The following is a 17909-nucleotide window of genomic DNA, read 5'->3' as shown; positions in this document are numbered from 1 at the left end:
CGCTCGGCGCCCATAACGGAGCGCCTGAGTGGGGTCAAGCCCGGGCCGAGCCACATCGACGCGTGTCAAGCTGAAGGCATGCGTGAATGGATGCGTAACCACAGCCTGCTCTTCGCAAACCTTGCGCTGTTCGTCATCTTCTTCTGCGGCATGGCGATCACCGGGTTCAACACCTACAACCAGGACCAGCTCGACCACGGCCAAAGCGCCGTCAGCTTCACGGCCTATCTCGGTACCGGCGCTTTCGGCGAGGCCACCTTCGAAAACTGGGAGAGCGAGTTCCTGCAGATGGGGATGTACGTGGTGCTCACCGTCTTCCTCTACCAGCGCGGCTCATCCGAATCCAAGCCGATCGGCGAAGCTGCGGCGCAGGATAAGGATCCGCGGGAATCGAGGAACGAACCGAACGTGCCGTGGCCTGTCAAGCGCGGTGGTTTCGTGCTCGTGCTCTACGAAAACTCGCTCGCCATCCTGTTCTTCGGGCTGTTCATCGCATCGGTCGTCCTGCACGCCGTGACCGGGGCCGCGGCGTACGGCGAGGAACAGCTTCAGCACGGTCAACAGGCCGTGTCGGCGCTCGAATACGTGACGACCTCGCAGTTCTGGTTCGAATCGTTCCAGAACTGGCAGAGCGAGTTCATGGTGATCGCGCTCATGGTCGGCGCATCCGTCTTTCTCCGCCAGCGCGGTTCGGCCGAATCCAAGCCCGTCGCGACACCGCACGCCGAGACCAGCGCCTGAGCCCGTCGGGCGCGCGGAGGCTCAGCCGTTGCTAAGCTGGGCGAACAACCACATACACGGCCGCAACGCGATGCGGGAGAGTTCGCTCAGTTGAGCGAACACCGAAGGAGCAAGCCTCCCCGCTAATCTCTCAGGTCCAGTACCGCATCGAACTGGCCACTCTGAAAAGCGAATTCGCAAAGCGAATTCGGATCGAGCCTGTCGAGATCCCAAAGATCCCTCGCGGCCCATCCGAACTCCCGAGCAATTCCGCCCATGGTGAAAGTCGGCATCCGCCGGTGAAGCTCTCAGGCCTATGACAGAGGGGGAGTTCCCGCAGCCATTACGCCAGGAGAACTCGTGCCAGATCCTCAGCGCCCCGAATCGTCAGACCCCGGGTCAGACGGACAGCGGCTGTCTCCACTGCACCAGATCCATGTGGATGCCGGTGCCAGCTTCACCGACTTCGCCGGCTGGCAGATGCCTGTGCGGTACTCGAGCGACCTCGCCGAGCATCACGCCGTGCGCAATTCCGTAGCACTGTTCGACCTCTCGCACATGGCCGAGATCCTGGTCACAGGGCCGGATGCGGGCCGCGCCCTCGATTACGCGCTCGCCAGCAAGATCTCCGACATTGCGGTCGGCCAGGTCAAGTACTCGCTGCTGCTGACTCGCGACGGGGGAATCGTCGACGACGTCGTCATCTACCGCACCCACAAGAACCGCTACGGCGTGGTTGCGAATGCGTCCAACCGCTTCGCGGTGGCTGGCGCCCTGGCCGCTCGCGCCGCCGACTTCGACGTGACGGTCTTCGACGAGAGCGACGGTCTCGCGCTCGTCGCGGTGCAGGGGCCCAACGCGCTCGCCGTGCTCGAGCGGCTCGACGGACTCGAGACGGTGAAGCCCGTGGGTGAGGTCGGCTACTACTGGAGCACGATGGGCACTTACCACGGCAACGAGATCATGGTCGGGCGCACCGGGTACACGGGCGAAGACGGCTTCGAACTGTACGTGCGGGTGGAGAACGTCGAGCAACTCTGGCGGGAACTCATGACGGCTGGCGCCGAGTATGGCATCGTCCCGGCAGGGCTCGCGAGCCGCGACACGCTGCGCCTCGAGGCGGGCATGCCTCTCTACGGGCACGAGTTGAGCACCGACATCATGCCAGCGCAGGCCGGGCTCTCTCGCGTCGTGAATCTCACGAAACCGGATGACTTCGTCGGTCGCGAGGCGTCTGAGGTTGCGCTTCCGGAGGGAGCGCGAGTGCTCGTCGGCCTCGTCTCGGAGGGCAAGCGCGCCGGCCGGGCCGGCTACGCCGTGTATTCGGCCGACGACCGCGAGATCGGCGTGGTCACGAGCGGCGCGCTGTCGCCGACTCTCGGCTATCCGATTGCGATGGCCTACCTCGACCCGGTCGCCCTCGCCGAGCCCGGCGGCATCTTCATCGACGTGCGTGGCACGCGAGTGGCGGCATCCGTCGTTGCTCTGCCGTTCTACAAGCGGCCGACCGCACATCGTGAGTCCACAGAAAAGAGAACGGAAGAATGACAGATCTCGCAGCGCTCAAATACACGGCGGAGCACGAATGGGTGCTGGTGGAGGGCGACACCGCGACGATCGGCATCACCTCCTACGCGGCGGACAAGCTCGGTGACGTCGTCTTCGTCGAGCTCCCAACGGTGGGCGACGCGGTCGCGGAGGGCAAGGTGATCGGCGAGATCGAATCGACCAAGTCGGTCGGTGAGCTCTTCGCCCCGGTCAACGGAACGGTGTCGGAGACCAACGCCGCGGTCGTCGACTCACCCGAACTCGTCAACAGCGACCCATTCGGCGAGGGCTGGATGATCAAGGTCACCTTCACGGAGCTTCCCGCGATGCTGAGCGCCGAAGAGTACAACGCTCTGGTAGGGGAGTGATGGCCACGCTCCAGCGCGCGGATCAGAAGGAGCAGGCGGCAGACGGATTCGTCGAGCGCCACATCGGAACCGATGCCGAGGCCCAGCGGGTCATGCTCGACGCGCTCGGCTTCGCCTCGGTCGATGCGCTCGTGGCCGCGGCCGTGCCGAAGTCGATCGCCGTCGAGGCCTTCGAACACGCGGCAGAGACGGCCCTTCCTCCGGCGGCAACCGAACGTGAGGCGCTCGCAGAGTTGCGCGGCCTCGCCGCTCGCAACCGCGTGAACCGCTCGATGATCGGCCTCGGCTACTACGACACGATCACGCCCGCCGTGATCAAGCGCAATGTGCTCGAGAACCCGAGCTGGTACACGGCATACACGCCGTATCAGCCCGAGATCTCGCAGGGTCGCCTCGAGGCGCTCATCAATTTCCAGACGATGATCTCCGACCTCACCGGGCTGAAAACCGCCAACGCGTCGATGCTCGACGAGGGCACCGCAGTGGTCGAGGGGATGCTGCTCGCGCGCCGCGCCTCGAAGTCGGGCTCGGCGACCTTCATCGTCGATTCGGATGTTCTGCCCCAGACCCGCGCCCTCCTGCAGAACCGCGCGGCCGCGGTCGGCATCGCGCTCGCGGAGCTGCCGCTCGCCACCACCGCGCCCTCGGAGCTTCCCGAGGCGTTCGGCATCTTCGTGCAGTACCCGGGCGCATCCGGCCAGCTGTGGAACCCCTCCGCGGTCATCGAAGCAGCACGCGCCCGGGGCGCCATCGCGGTCGTCGCGGCAGACCTGCTCGCGCTCACCCTCATCACCAGCCCCGGCGAGCTGGGGGCGGATGTCGCCGTCGGCTCCAGCCAGCGCTTCGGTGTTCCGATGGGATTCGGTGGTCCGCACGCGGGCTACATGGCGGTGCGCGGCGGGCTCGAGCGGCAGCTTCCCGGTCGGCTCGTGGGAGTCTCGCAGGACGCGGCCGGCCACTCCGCGTACCGCCTGTCCCTGCAGGCGCGCGAGCAACACATCCGTCGCGAGAAGGCGACGAGCAACATCTGCACCGCGCAGGTGCTGCTCGCGGTCATGGCCTCGATGTACGCGGTGTACCACGGGCCGGCCGGGCTGAAGCGGATCGCCGAGACCGTGACCCGCGGCGCGCGCTACCTCGCCGAGGCGGCGAGCGACGGCGGCCACACGGTCGTCTCGGGCAACTACTTCGACACCATCACCCTCGAGACCGATCGCAGCGCTGATCGCCTCGTCGAGGCTGCTTACGACGCCGGGTATCTCTTCCACCGGGTGGACGACGACCACGTGCAGTTCTCTGTCGACGAGACCACGAGCGACGAGGACCTCCTCGCCGTCGCGAGGATCCTCGGGGCCGAGCGGCCGTTACTCGAAGGCGCGGGGCTTGCACGCACCGAGGTCGAGGGCTGGATCCCGGCGGACCTGCGCCGTGCGGACGACTACCTGACGCATCCGGTGTTCAACACGCACCGCTCGGAGACGAGCATGATGCGCTACCTCAAGTACCTCGCCGACAAGGACTACGCGCTAGACCGCGGGATGATCCCGCTCGGCTCGTGCACCATGAAGCTCAATGCGGCCACCGAGATGGAGGCGATCAGCTGGCCGGAGTTCGCGGGGTTGCACCCCTTCGCACCCGAGGCGGATGTCGAGGGTTACCTCGAACTCATCCAGCAGTTGCAGCGCTGGCTGGCCGAGGTCACCGGGTACGACGCGGTGTCGCTGCAGCCCAACGCGGGCAGCCAGGGCGAGCTCGCGGGTCTTCTCGCGATTCGTGGCTACCACCGCGCCGCGGGCAACGACCAGCGCACGGTATGCCTCATTCCGTCGAGTGCGCACGGTACGAACGCCGCCTCCGCGGTGCTCGCCGGAATGCGCGTCGTGGTCGTCGCGACGAACGAGCTCGGCAACGTCGATCTCGACGACCTAAGGGCGAAGATCGACGAGCATCGTGACGAGCTCGCCGCCCTCATGATCACCTACCCCTCCACGCACGGTGTGTACGAGCACGAGGTCGGCGACATCTGCAAAGCCGTGCACGACGCGGGCGGCCAGGTCTACGTCGACGGAGCCAACCTCAACGCGCTGCTCGGCTTTGCCCGCTTCGGCGACTTCGGGGGCGACGTCTCACACCTCAACCTGCATAAGACGTTCTGCATCCCGCACGGTGGTGGCGGACCGGGCGTCGGACCCGTCGCGGCCAAGGCGCACCTCACGCCGTACCTGCCCGGGCACCCGATGGCGCAGCGCGATCTCATCGCCGAGCAGGTGCCCAGCGAGGCGCGCGCTGGCGGCTCAGGCCCCGGCAGCGCGAACGCCGTCAGTTCGGCCCCCTACGGGAGTCCCAGCATCCTGCCGATCAGCTGGGCCTACATCCGCATGATGGGTGCAGACGGGCTCAAGCGCGCGACGGGGGCCGCCGTGCTGGCCGCGAACTATGTCGCCGTGCGCCTGCGTGATTACTACCCGGTGCTCTACTCGGGTGAGCACGGCCTCGTTGCCCACGAGTGCATCCTCGATGTGCGTCCGCTCACCGAGGCGACCGGGGTGAGCGTGGATGACGTGGCCAAGCGCCTCATCGACTACGGCTTCCACGCGCCCACGATGTCGTTCCCGGTGCCCGGCACGCTCATGGTCGAGCCCACCGAGAGCGAGGATCTGGTCGAGATCGACCGCTTCATCGAGGCGATGATCGCGATCAAGGCAGAGGCGGATGCCGTGGCGGCTGGCGAGTGGCCGGTCGACGACAACCCCCTGCAAGGAGCTCCGCACACCGCGCGATCGGTGATCGAGGGCGAGTGGACGCACGCCTACTCGCGCGAGACCGCTGTCTATCCGGTCCGTTCGCTGCTGCGCAATAAATACTGGCCGCCGGTGCGCCGGGTCGACCAGGCCTGGGGCGACCGCAACCTGTTCTGCGCCTGCCCGCCGCCCGAGGCCTTCGCGTAACGCTCCCTCGGTGATTGAGCTTGTCGAAATCCGCCCGCGAGTAACTCTGTGGGAGGTTTCGACAAGCTCAACCCCCAAACAGCCCAGGAAACGCGGATGCCGCCCACGGGTACCCGACGAAAACGGCTGCATCGATCACGAAGTGCGCGATCACGAGCGGCAGAACCCGCCGGGTGCGCGTGTACAGCCAGCCGAACAGCAGCCCCATCGCGAGGTTGCCCACGAACGATCCATAGCCCTGGTACAGGTGGTAGCTGCCGCGCAGCACCGCCGCCGCGATGATGATCGGCCACCTGCCCCAGCCGAGATCGCGCAGCCGGGCGAACAGGTAGCCGATCACGATGACCTCCTCCTGCAGCGCGGAGCGCAGGGCCGAGAGCAGCAGGATCGGAACGGTCCACCAGTAGCTGTCGAGGCCGCTCGGGTTCACCGCGACCGTGACTCCGATCGCGCGCCCCACGAGGTAGAGCGCGATGCCTGGAATTCCGATCAGGAGCGCGAGCCCGATGCCCGAGAGCGCGTCGTGCCACGGCCGGCGGAAGTCGATGCCGAGCCGCGAGAGGTGCGGTGTGGCCGCGTTCCAGAGCAGGAACGCGACGAGCATCACGGGCACGAGGTCGAAGAAGATCCCGAGGAATTGGTAGATCAGATCGAACGCTTCCCGGTCGCTCAGCGCTCCGTTGAGCGTGGCCTTCTGGCTCGACAGCGAGGTGGCGCGCGTCGAACGGTCGACGATCGTGACGATCGAGTACACGGCGGACGCGCCGAGCGACAGCCCCAGCACGAGCAGCACTTCTGTGCGGATGCGGCGGTGGTCAGGGCGAGAATCCCGCGGCCCGTTCTGCGCCGGCGGTGTGTTCGCTCCCCGCTCGGCAGAGGGTGACGGAGACCCGAAGCGCATGAGTCGATGCTACGCGGCGGCCGCCCCCATAGATGGCTTTCATACCGCGTGAGGCGGGCTATTTGTGCGAACTCGCGCTTTTGCACGCAATGATCCGCTATTCGACGCAGATATTTCCAACAACGGTTCGCGCAGGAACTCGTTTCCGCTTACAGTTTTGGAATGCGGGCGGCCCCCCTTTAGGGTCCTTGTATCACCAGCGACAGCACGACCTAGGAATCGGCTGTCGTGAGTTCATCTTGCACAGGAGGAAAATTGAAAATGACACGCAAGCGATTGCTTTCCGCAATCGCAATAGCAGGTGCGGCAAGCCTTCCCCTCGCCGCATGCACCACCACAGCCGATACGACGACGTCGTCGAATACGGGCAGGACGGTGACTATTGCGCAGGTGAACGAGGCGACCTCGTTCAACTACAACACCCCGCAGGGCAATCTGGACACGAACGGGCTCATCTGGCAGATGACGCAGCCCCAGTTCTTCACGCTCGATCAGCAGTACAACGTCGTCCCGAACAAGGACCTGGGCACGTATAAGAAGATCAGCGACAGCCCGCTGACCGTCAAGTACACGCTGAAGTCGGGTCTCAAGTGGTCTGACGGCAAGCCGATGAACGCCGACGACCTGATGCTCGGATGGGCGCAGGCCTCGGGCTACTACGAGTCCGCGACGCTCAACGACGACGGCGACGTCACCGCGGGCACGCAGTACTTCGCGAGCGCTGCGGGTTACCCGTGGTCGTCTGCGAAGCCGACTCCGAGTTCAGACAACCTCTCGATCACGATCAAGTACACCAAGCCATACGTGGACTGGCAGCTTGTGAACCCGATCCAGTTCCCGGCGCACGTCGTCGCGAAGCAGGCGGGCGTGAGCGAGGCCGCGCTGATGAAGGCGATCAAGGACACTCCCGCTGGCGACCCGAGCAACCCGGGCCCCGTCAACGAGACGTTGAAGAAGGCCTCGAGCTTCATTAACACGGGGTATGACGCCACCGGAATGCCGAAAGACAAGGCGTTGGTCGTTTCGGGCGGCCCCCTCGAGGTCACCGGATGGACGCCGAAGCAGTCGATGACGTTCACCAAGAACACCGATTATGTCGGCTCGCACGAAGTGAAGTTCGGCAAGCTCATCATGCGCTTCATCGGTGATGCGAACGCTCAGGTCACGGCACTGCAGAACGGTGAAGTCGACGCAATCCAGCCGCAGGCATCCGCCGACACGGTCGAAGCGCTCAAGAAGATCTCGGGCGCCAAGGTCATTCAGGGCAACCAGGCGGCCTATGACCACCTTGACTTGAACTTCAAGTCGGGCGTGTTCAGCGATCCGACCGTTCGCAAGGCGTTCTTGCTCACGATTCCTCGCGAGCAGATCCTGAAGGCGATCGTCACGCCGATCATCCCCGATGCCAAGGTGCTCGACTCGCAGATCTGGCTCCCGGACCAGCCGCAGTACGCGGAAGCGGTCAAGGAGAACGGCTCAAGCGAGTACAACAAGGTCGACATCGAGAAGGCAAAGTCGTTGCTCGCGGGCAAGACGCCGACAGTGAAGATCCTGTACAACACGAACAACCCCAACCGGGTGAACTCGTTCCAGGCGATTCAGGCCTCGGCCAAGCTGGCGGGATTCAACGTCACCGACGGTGGTTCGCCGCAGTGGAGCAGTCTCCTCACCGGTGGCGACTACGACGCGTCCATCTTCGGTTGGATCAACCCCGGAGCTGGTAACGCGCAGATTCCGCAGTTGTTCCAGACGGGCAACAGTGGAAACTACAACAACTACCTCGACAAGGACGCGAGTGACATGGCTGTGGAGACGCAGTCGACTCTCGACCCGAAGAAGCTTGACGCTTTGAAGCTGAAGATCGACAAGCTGACGTTCGCTGATGGCTACGGTCTTCCGCTGTTCCAGCTGCCTGGCTTGTTTGCGGCAAGCAAGAAGCTCGACGGCGTGAAGTGGTTCGGTGGACAGAACGGAATCACGTGGAACGTCTGGGATTGGACCAAGAAGTAGCCAGTCCGCACGTCCGCCCTCAGCACGTCTGAGTTAGTCTGAGGCGCTGGGCTCCCACAGGAGTCCAGCGCCTCAGTGCTGAGGCGGGTCCGAAAGAGGAAACCGCTGCCATCCGCTGCGGCAGTTCAGCGGCACCGCCACAGCGGTGCCTCCTCACGTTCCGCAAAGGTAAACCGAAACTATGGTGAGTTTCATCGCGAGACGCATAGTCGTCTCCGTCTTAATCCTGATCGCAGCGTCGTTCATCATGTACGTGCTCGCGGCAAACGCGGGCGACCCGCTCGCCGATCTGACCGGCAGCAGCGCGCCGAACCGCCAAGCGCTGATTCAGGCCAGGGTCCACACAAACCATCTCGACCTTCCCTCACCGTTGCGGTGGGTGCTCTGGCTCGGTGGTGTCGCCAAGTGCGCGATCCCCTTCGCGGCTCAGTGCGACCTTGGAAAGACCTTCTCCAACCAGGCCGTGACCGATCTTCTACCGCAGGCCATGGGCTCCACGCTCCAGCTGGTCACCCTGGCTTTCGTGCTCGCCGTGGTGCTGGGCATCGCGCTCGGTATAGTCACTGCGCTTCGTCAGTACAGCGTTTTTGACTACAGCGTCACGTTCGTGAGCTTCTTTCTCTTCTCGCTGCCCTCGTTCCTTATGGCCGTCATGCTCAAGGCCTTCATCGCGCTGGGGTTCAACAATTTCCTCGCCGAACCGGTCATTGGTCCTGCGGCGCTGATCGTCATCGGGATTGTGGTTGGTGGCGTCCTGCAACTACTACTCGGAGGTACGTGGCAGCGCCGCCTCGTGACCTTCGGGGTCGCAGGCACGGTCACGTCGCTCGTGCTCTGGTACATGTCCGCGACGAACTGGTTCTTGAAGCCGTCGCTTGGACCGATCGTTATCGCGCTCCTGATCGCGGGAGTGGTCGTGGGCGTAACGGCGATCATGGCAGGAATCCACAACCGCAAGGCTCTCCTCACCGCGGGCATCACCGGTGCGATTGCCTTCGTCTGTTACTTCGGTCTCCAGTGGCTTTTCAACATCTCGTCGCTCGGCACGCTCGTCTTCCTGGCCGTCATCGCTATTGCGGTCGGCGTGCTGGTCGGGTTCCTGCTTGGCGGATATGACCGGTCACTGTCGATGCGTGTGGGCGGCGTTGTTGCGCTGCTCACTGGCGGGCTCGTGCTCCTCGACCGCTTCATGCGCACCTGGCCGCAATATATGAATCTCGACCAGGTCAACGAACGACCGATTGCCACCGTCGGCGCCCAGACGCCCGACCTGGTCGGCAGCGTCTGGATTCAGGGCACAGACACGTTCACCCACCTGTTGTTGCCGACGATCAGCCTGTTGCTCATCAGCTTCGCCGGCTACACGCGATACTCGCGCTCGGGAATGCTGGATGTCCTGAATCAGGACTACGTGCGCACGGCTCGCGCCAAGGGGCTTCCGGAGCGCACGGTCATCGTGCGGCACGCGTTCCGCAACATGCTGATTCCTCTTGCGACCCTGGTTGCGACCGACATCGGCGCGCTACTTGGTGGCGCGGTGATCACAGAAACGGTCTTCGCGATCAGCGGGATGGGTCACCTTTTCGTCGCCGGCCTCGAGCGCGTCGACGTGAATCCGATCATGGGCTACTTCCTTGTGATCGCCATCACGGCAATCGTGTTCAACTTCCTGGCCGACCTCGCCTATGCGGCGCTCGACCCCCGCGTGAGGACTCACTGATGATGCGAACGATGTGGACACTCGCAGTAGTTGCGGCCGGCGACGAATCCGGCAGGACTGAAAGGGGAATGCTATGAGCACAGTTCAGGGCAACCCGATGGAGCCGAGTATGTCGCCCGAGCCCGACGTGGTTCCCGTCGTCGGCGAAGATGGGCGAGGTGTGAGCCAGGGTCGGCTCATCTTCCGTCGATTCATGGGCAACAAGGTTGCTGTTGCATCGATCTTCATCTACCTGGCCATCGTGATCTTCTCCGTCACGGCGCTCGGCTTCGGCCCGATCCACGGCTGGTGGCAGTATTCCTACACCCAGCTCAACGACCAGCTGAATCACGGCGCACCGACCCTCTCAGTGATTCCGCAGTGGCTCGGCGGCGATGGCATCCATTTCGGAAAGCATCCGTTCGGCCAGGACACCATCGGCAGGGACTACTTCGCGCTCACGATGCGCGGGATTCAGAACTCGGTGCTCGTCATGCTCGTGCTCGGCCTCTTTGCGACCGCGGTCGGCGTTGTTGTCGGCGCCGTTGCGGGCTACTTCCGCGGATGGGTGGATGCCCTCCTCATGCGCATCACCGACGTCTTCATCGTCATCCCCGCGATTGTCATCGGTGCCATCGTCGGGCGCACGGCAAACGGGCTCGGAGCCTTCGGGCTCGCGGTGTTGTTGGGTGCGGTCTCCTGGATGGTCATTGCGCGTCTGGTGCGAAGCGAGTTTCTCTCGCTGCGCGAACGCGAGTTCGTCGAAGCAGCCAGAGTGGCCGGTGCGTCCGACGCTCGGATCATCTTCAAGCACATCCTGCCGAACGCGGTCGGCGTCATCATCGTGTCGTCCACACTGTTGATCGCGTCGGCGATCCTGCTCGAGACAGCCTTGAGCTACCTGGGTTTCGGTATCAAGGCGCCAGACTCCTCGCTCGGCCTGCTCGTCAGCCAGAACCAGTCGGCACTGCAGACGCGTCCCTGGTTGTTCTGGTGGCCTGGATCCTTCATCGTGATCCTCGCGCTGATGGTGAACTTCGTCGGCGATGGTCTGCGCGATGCTTTCGACCCTCGCCAGCGCCGCTTCAGCATCCGCAGAACCAAAGAGCAGCCCGCGAAGCCGGTCGAGCGGTCATGACGACGTCGACCACCAGGAGCCGTGCGCTGTCACAGGGCGACGAGCGCGACCAGGGCTCCCGCTCCCAGCGCCAGCAGGGCGACGATCGTGTACCCGTGCCAGTGAACGTGCACCGGCGTATCCTCGGCAGCACCGACCTCGACAGCTCCGGATTCGAGCAGCGCATGCCAACGCTCGCGCACGAGGTGGGCTGCCTGCCCGGACTCGCTGGCCAGCAGATCGCCGGGGCGCACTGCACCATCGACCGTCGGGCCGCCGCCTACTCGACCGCTCTGTTGCGCTCGCCTGGCAATGTTTGTGCCGGTGCGGCCGGGGGCGGGTGCGGCCCACGCCGCAAACTGGTGGCCGGGCGTGTAGAGCGTCAGTGCATAGCGGGTATCCACCTGGATGAGCGCTGCCCACGGAATATCGATGGTGCGGAAGACATTGCAGATGCGGACTCCCGCGTCGCTCACTCGAACGTGAGGGCGCCACAGCGCGGTCCAGGCGAACACGGCGAAGAACGCTCCTGGAACCAGAGCAAACGCGCCGGATGCGCCGCCCGCAAGCACCGTGGTGGTCACCATGACAAGTGCCAGCGCCCAGATCACGATCGCGAGTACGCGGTTGAACCGAGAACTGAAGACGGTGTCGGAGTCTGCCGCGGTAGGTTCCATGGCTCCATGGTGTCAGCATCTGCGGCGGCCGCAGACCGCACCCAAGCAACGCGCGTAATTTCTCTCGCGGAAAGGATCATTCGCTGATGGCTGCTGAGACAACCGCCGAGACTCCGGTACTGCAGGTCACCGATCTGAGCGTCGACTTTGGTGTCGACAACCTGTGGGTTCCCGCCGCGATCAAACTCAACTATTCGATCAAGCGCGGCGAGGTCATGGCGCTCGTCGGCGAATCCGGCTCGGGCAAGAGCGTGAGTTCGATGTCGATTCTCGACCTGCTGCCGAAGAACAGCCGGGTTAGCGGCAGCATCAAGCTCAACGGCAAGGAACTGCGTGGCATTTCTGCAGCGCGCATGCGTGCGGTGCGAGGCAAAGACGTCGCCCTGATCTTTCAGGAGCCGATGACGGCGTTGAACCCCGTGTTCACGGTGGGTTTCCAGATCGTCGAGACACTTCGAGTGCACTACGGAATGTCGCCGAGCGAAGGCAAGGACCGCGCTCTCGAACTGCTGCGGATGGTCGAGTTGCCCGACCCGCTGAAGGCCTTCAACTCCTATCCGCACCAGTTATCCGGCGGGCAGCGACAGCGCGCCATGATCGCCCAATCGATTTCGTGCGACCCGGGGTTGTTGATTGCGGATGAGCCGACCACAGCGCTGGACGTTACGGTGCAGGCCGAAATTCTCGACCTGTTGCGCAGCCTCCGTGACCGGCTCGACAGCGCCATCCTGCTGATCACCCATGACATGGGAGTCGTCGCAGACCTGGCCGACCACATCGCAGTCATGCGGCGCGGCGTCATCGTCGAAGCCGGCACGACCCACGAGATATTCAACAACCCTCAGCACGAGTACACGAAGGCGCTTCTGGATGCCGTGCCTCACCTCGGACAGAGTTCAGAGGGTGCCGATATCGACTTGACCGCGACGCTCGCGGTGGTCACCGCGAGCGGGGGAGTAGACGAGGAACTGCGGGAGCGAGCGGCCGAGAACGAGCGTCTCGCTGACGAGGCCAAGCGTGTCGCCGAGAGCGAGTTGGCTGCGCTACCCACGGTGCTGGACTTCAGGAACGCGGTGGTCGAGTATCCGGGTCGCGGGCGCGTCAAGGCGTTCCGCGCGGTCGATCAGATCGACCTGCAGATTCACGAGGGCGAGGTGGTTGGCCTGGTCGGTGAGTCGGGATCGGGAAAGACGACGCTCGGCCGCGCCGCCGTCGGCCTGCTGCCGATCACGTCGGGGTCGCTGACCGTGGTCGGAACCGATCTTGCGCAGCCGACCAGACGAAGCGTTCGCGAGGTGCATAAAAAGGCCGGCATCGTCTTTCAGGACCCGTCGTCGTCGCTGAATCCCCGAATGACGATCGGCCAGAGCATCGGCGAGCCACTGTTGCTGGCCAAACAGGCGAAGGGCCAGGCACTGGTTCGTGCTGTCGAGGGGTTGCTCGACTCCGTCGAGTTGCCCAGAAACTATCGCACTCGATACCCGCACGAACTCTCCGGCGGGCAGAAGCAGCGAGTAGGCATCGCACGTGCTCTGGCGCTGAAGCCGACCCTGCTCATCGCGGATGAGCCGACATCCGCACTGGATGTTTCGGTGCAGGCCACCGTCCTGGAACTGCTCAAAACGCTCCAGCACGAAATGAACTTCGCGTGCCTGTTCATCACCCACGACCTGGCGGTGATCGATGTTCTTGCTGACCGCATCGCGGTGATGCACCTCGGCAAACTCGTCGAAGTGGGTACCAGGGACGAGATTCTCCGCCACCCGAAGCACCCGTACACACAGAGGCTCATCGCCGCCGTTCCTCTTCCAGATCCCGACGTGCAGCGCGAACGGCGCGAGATGAGGGCGAGGATTCTCGCCTCTGGGGCGGACGAGAACTGACAGCGTTCCCATTCACTCTCGTTAGGCTTCTAGCGACTCCACGAAGGGGAAGTTACCGCATGAGAGCCAGAAGGATCGGGGCGCTGCTGGCGTCCGTGGCGACCGTCGCGCTGGTGCTCTCGGGCTGCACAGCGCCGGTGCTCGTGGAGGGCACCTCGGTCACCGTGGCGGCGAGCCAGTCGTTCTTCTCGTACAACGCGAAGACGTCGTACGGCAATTCGACGGCGAACAGCAGCATCGTCGCGGCGACCAATTCGCAGTTCAACTACTACGATAACGTTCCGCAGCTCGTCGAAGACCATTCCTTCGGCAGCTACCAGATCGTCTCGCGCGATCCCTTTAAGGTGAAGTACACGATCCGGGATGGCGTGAGTTGGTCGGACGGCACGCCCGTCGACGCCGCCGACCTGTTGCTGGCGTGGGCGGCCAATTCTGGCGCCCTCAACAGCAAGGGCTTCGATCCCTCCCGCTACGTCAATCGAGAGACGGGCGCCTTCACGAGCACGTTTCCGAAAGATGTCGTCTACTTCGATGGATTCAGCGGCAACGGCCTGCAGCTCGTGACCAAGGAGCCCGTGATCGGTGACGGCGGCAACTCGATCACGCTCAGTTACGGCCACTACTTCGTCGACTGGCGACTGGTCTTCGGCGTGGGCCTGCCCGCACACGTTGTTGCAGGCAAGGCCCTCGGCATCCGAGATCACCAGAAGGCGAAGGATGCCCTGGTCAAGGCCGTGACTAGCCGCGACCACGCAGCGCTGGCGAAGATCTCGCGGTTCTGGAACTCGGGCTTCAACTTCACGAGCATGCCGAAGGATCCGGAGCTCGTCGTGGGCACCGGCCCGTACGTGCTCACCGGTCTGAAGGCGAACGACCACGCCACCCTCACGGCGAACAAGCACTACGTCGGCGATCACCAGCCCCGGTTCGAGAAGGTCACGATCAAGTTCATCTCAGACCCGCTCGCCGCGGTGCGTGCCCTGAAGGCAGGCGACGTCGACGTGATCGCGCCGCAGTCCACCGAGGACGTCGCCAAGGCGCTCGTCTCGGCCAGCGACGTGACCGTGCGCAGCGGCTTCGACGGCGCCTACGAGCATCTCGACCTGCAGTTCGCCCACGGCAGGAGTGGCGCGTTCGCAGACCTCCGCGTGCGCCAGGCCTTCCTCAGCGTGGTTCCGAGACAGCAGATTCTCGACAAGCTCGTGCTTCCGCTGCAGGAAGACGCCGTGCTGCGTTCCTCGCAGGTGTTCCTGCCCGGCTCCGACGGCTATGCAGAGGCGGTCAAGGCGAATGGATCGAAGGCCTACGCGCGCGTGGACGTTGCCCGGGCCAAGACGCTGCTCTCGCAAGCCGGGGTGACAGACCCGCACGTCTGCATCCTGTTCGACCCCTCCAATCCGCGCAGGGTAGCCGAATTCGGTCTCATCCAGAAGTCCGCCGCGCTCGCCGGATTCGTCGTGACCGACTGCTCCAGCCCCGACTGGCGCGCGCTGCTTGGTACGCCAGGCGCCTACGACGCCGCCCTCTACGCGCTGCGCCCGTCCACCCTCGCGGTCACGGGAACGGCGTCGTTGTTCCGCTCCAAGGCGAAAGCGACCAATCACAGTTATTACTCGAATCCGAAGGTGGACGCGCTCCTCGATCAGCTCGATTCCACCTCGGATCACTCGAAGCAGCGGGAACTGCTCACCCAGGTGGACACGCTGCTGTGGGCCGATGCCTACGGCGTGCCGCTCTACCAATTCCCCGCGATCAGCGCCTATCGACGCAGCGTCTCCGGCGTCTCGCCCTCGCCGCTCGCACCCGGCGTGCTCTGGAATATCTGGGCCTGGAAGCCGGTTGAGAAGGGGTAGAAAAGTCGCAACCGTGGTATAGCGGTAGACTTGTCGGCGCGGGTTTCACGATTGCAACCTCGCCTTCCCTCTCTCTTTTCAGAGACTCTCACTTTCAAGGATGTACAGCTATGGCAATTGCCACCCGCACAGACCTGCGTAATGTGGCGATTGTCGCGCACGTCGACCACGGCAAGACGACGCTCGTCGACGCCATGCTCCGCCAGACCAACTCCTTCGCAGCGCACGCGCACCTCGAGGAGCGCGCCATGGACTCGAACGACCTCGAGCGCGAAAAGGGCATCACCATCCTCGCGAAGAACACCGCGGTCTCCTACTCCGGCATCCACGCCGGAGAGCACGGAAATGGCGGCCCGATCACCATCAACGTGATCGACACCCCCGGCCACGCCGACTTCGGTGGCGAGGTCGAGCGAGGCCTCAGCATGGTGGATGGCGTCGTGCTGCTCGTTGACGCGAGCGAGGGCCCGCTGCCGCAGACGCGCTTCGTGCTGCGCAAGGCACTCGAGGCAAAGCTCCCCGTCATCCTGCTGGTCAACAAGACCGACCGACCGGATGCCCGAATCGACGAGGTCGTCGCCGAGAGCCAGGATCTGCTCCTCGGCCTCGCGAGCGACATGGCCGACGAGCACCCGGATCTCGACCTAGACGCGATCCTCGACGTGCCCGTCGTCTACGCTTCCGGTCGCAACGGCGCCGCGAGCTGGAACAAGCCCGCGAACGGCGAACTGCCCGACAACGACGACCTTGAGCCGCTGTTCGACGCGATCATCAAGCACATTCCCGCGCCGACTTACGACGACGAGCACCCGCTGCAGGCTCACGTCACGAACCTCGACGCCTCGCCGTTCCTCGGTCGTCTCGCCCTCCTGCGCATTTTCAACGGCCACATCAAGAAGGGCCAGACCGTCGCCTGGGTCAAGCACGACGGCTCGGTTCACAACGTGCGCGTCACGGAGCTGCTCATCACGAAGGCGCTCGATCGTTTCCCGACCGACAGCGCGGGTCCCGGCGACATTGTCGCGGTCGCCGGCTTCGAAGACATCACGATCGGCGAGACCCTCGCAGACCCGAACGATGTGCGCCCGCTGCCCACCATCACGGTAGACGACCCGGCCATCTCGATGACGATCGGCACCAACACGAGCCCGTTGATCGGCAAGATCAAGGGTCACAAGCTCACCGCTCGCATGGTGAAGGACCGCCTCGACCGCGAACTCGTCGGTAACGTTTCGATCAAGCTGGTCGACATCGGGCGCCCGGATGCCTGGGAGGTGCAGGGGCGTGGAGAACTCGCCCTCGCCATCCTCGTTGAGCAGATGCGTCGCGAGGGCTTCGAACTCACCGTCGGCAAGCCGCAGGTGGTCGTCAAGCAGGTCAACGGCAAGGTGCACGAGCCCTTCGAGCACCTGACCGTGGATGCGCCGGAGGAGTACCTGGGCGCCATCACGCAGCTGCTCGCAGCACGCAAGGGCCGCATGGAGGGCATGAGCAACCACGGCACCGGCTGGGTGCGCATGGAGTTCGTCGTGCCGTCGCGTGGTCTGATCGGATTCCGCACCGAGTTCCTCACCATCACTCGCGGTGCAGGCATCGCCAACGCCGTCTCGCACGGCTACGAGGCCTGGGCGGGGGAGATCACCACACGCACCAACGGCTCGATCGTCGCCGATCGTGCCGGTGTCGCCACCCCATTCGCCATGGTGGCGCTGCAGGAGCGCATGTCGTTCTTCGTCGAGCCGACCCAGGAGGTCTACGAGGGCATGGTCGTCGGTGAGAACTCGCGCGCCGATGACATGGACGTGAACATCACCAAGGAGAAGCAGCTCACCAACATGCGCCAGTCCACCTCGGACACCTTCGAGCGCATGACCCCGTCGCGCAAGCTGACGCTCGAGGAGTGCCTCGAGTTCGCCCGCGAAGACGAGTGCGTCGAGGTGACGCCGGAGTTCGTGCGCATCCGCAAGGTCGAACTGGATGCGAATGCTCGCGCTCGCAAGGTCTCGCGCCTCAAGAAGCAGAACGAGTAATTTCTCAGCAATACGCCCGTTTCCGTGGAGTGAGAAACGCTTAATGCTGTAGTGTCTTGTCCGCAGGGGGCTTTGGGTTTCTGGGGTTCAGTGTTGTCGCGTGTGGAAAACACGGCGCGGTCGCGCTTCGCCTGTGTCCATTTTCCAGCAGAGTG

Annotated in this window: 12 protein-coding genes and 1 riboswitch; of the genes, 10 read left to right on the top strand and 2 right to left on the bottom strand. The window is 64.3% G+C overall.

Features of this window, described 5'->3' with window-relative positions:
* Positions 1 to 78: 78 nt before the first annotated feature.
* The 4 genes from ABUA37_RS01900 (at position 79) to gcvP (ending at position 5584) form a co-directional block, all read left to right on the top strand.
* Positions 79 to 741: a DUF6766 family protein gene (locus tag ABUA37_RS01900; RefSeq protein WP_349897419.1), complete on the top strand. Its 663-nt coding sequence runs from the start codon at positions 79 to 81 to the stop codon at positions 739 to 741.
* A gap of 63 nt (positions 742 to 804) precedes the next feature.
* Positions 805 to 896, top strand: a riboswitch (glycine riboswitch).
* 184 nt (positions 897 to 1080) lie between these two features.
* Positions 1081 to 2268, top strand: coding sequence for a glycine cleavage system aminomethyltransferase GcvT (gene gcvT, locus ABUA37_RS01895; RefSeq protein WP_349897418.1), 1188 nt, complete (start codon positions 1081 to 1083; stop codon positions 2266 to 2268).
* Positions 2265 to 2636 carry a glycine cleavage system protein GcvH gene (gene gcvH / locus ABUA37_RS01890; protein WP_349897417.1) on the top strand — a complete coding sequence of 124 codons (372 nt, stop codon included), beginning with the start codon at positions 2265 to 2267 and terminating at the stop codon, positions 2634 to 2636. The genes gcvT and gcvH overlap by 4 nt, the downstream gene beginning before the upstream one ends.
* The gene (gcvP, locus tag ABUA37_RS01885) at positions 2636 to 5584 is read left to right on the top strand and encodes an aminomethyl-transferring glycine dehydrogenase (RefSeq protein WP_349897416.1); all 2949 of its coding nucleotides are present in this window, start codon (positions 2636 to 2638) and stop codon (positions 5582 to 5584) included. Before gcvH ends, gcvP begins: the two co-directional genes overlap by 1 nt.
* Positions 5585 to 5651: 67 nt before the next feature.
* On the opposite strand, the gene ABUA37_RS01880 is transcribed toward gcvP, so the two are convergent.
* Positions 5652 to 6485: a CPBP family intramembrane glutamic endopeptidase gene (locus ABUA37_RS01880; RefSeq protein ID WP_349897415.1), complete on the bottom strand. Its 834-nt coding sequence runs from the start codon at positions 6483 to 6485 to the stop codon at positions 5652 to 5654.
* 375 nt (positions 6486 to 6860) lie between these two features.
* On the opposite strand from ABUA37_RS01880, the gene ABUA37_RS01875 reads away from it, so the two are divergent.
* From ABUA37_RS01875 to ABUA37_RS01865, 3 genes are all read left to right on the top strand, one after another.
* Positions 6861 to 8495: an ABC transporter family substrate-binding protein gene (locus tag ABUA37_RS01875; protein WP_349897414.1), complete on the top strand. Its 1635-nt coding sequence runs from the start codon at positions 6861 to 6863 to the stop codon at positions 8493 to 8495.
* 181 nt (positions 8496 to 8676) lie between these two features.
* The gene (locus tag ABUA37_RS01870) at positions 8677 to 10215 is read left to right on the top strand and encodes an ABC transporter permease (protein ID WP_349897413.1); all 1539 of its coding nucleotides are present in this window, start codon (positions 8677 to 8679) and stop codon (positions 10213 to 10215) included.
* A 109-nt stretch (positions 10216 to 10324) separates the two neighbouring features.
* Positions 10325 to 11332: an ABC transporter permease gene (locus tag ABUA37_RS01865; RefSeq protein WP_349897874.1), complete on the top strand. Its 1008-nt coding sequence runs from the start codon at positions 10325 to 10327 to the stop codon at positions 11330 to 11332.
* A gap of 29 nt (positions 11333 to 11361) precedes the next feature.
* Here ABUA37_RS01865 and ABUA37_RS01860 read toward each other — a convergent pair whose 3' ends face one another.
* Positions 11362 to 11988 (bottom strand): PH domain-containing protein, encoded by a 627-nt coding sequence (locus ABUA37_RS01860; RefSeq protein WP_349897412.1) that lies wholly within the window; start codon positions 11986 to 11988, stop codon positions 11362 to 11364.
* An 86-nt stretch (positions 11989 to 12074) separates the two neighbouring features.
* Between ABUA37_RS01860 and ABUA37_RS01855 the strand changes: the two genes are divergently transcribed.
* From ABUA37_RS01855 to typA, 3 genes are all read left to right on the top strand, one after another.
* Positions 12075 to 13871 (top strand): ABC transporter ATP-binding protein, encoded by a 1797-nt coding sequence (locus tag ABUA37_RS01855; RefSeq protein WP_349897411.1) that lies wholly within the window; start codon positions 12075 to 12077, stop codon positions 13869 to 13871.
* A gap of 59 nt (positions 13872 to 13930) precedes the next feature.
* Positions 13931 to 15724, top strand: coding sequence for an ABC transporter family substrate-binding protein (locus tag ABUA37_RS01850; protein ID WP_349897410.1), 1794 nt, complete (start codon positions 13931 to 13933; stop codon positions 15722 to 15724).
* Between the two features lie 110 nt (positions 15725 to 15834).
* On the top strand, positions 15835 to 17754 hold the full coding sequence (gene typA, locus ABUA37_RS01845; protein WP_349897409.1) for a translational GTPase TypA: 1920 nt from the start codon (positions 15835 to 15837) through the stop codon (positions 17752 to 17754).
* The last annotated feature ends 155 nt before the right edge of the window (positions 17755 to 17909 follow it).

It is taken from the genome of Parafrigoribacterium soli (assembly GCF_040227235.1).
GTDB classification, from domain to species: Bacteria; Actinomycetota; Actinomycetes; order Actinomycetales; family Microbacteriaceae; genus Parafrigoribacterium_A; species Parafrigoribacterium_A soli.
This window is presented reverse-complemented; position numbering and strand designations above follow the sequence as displayed.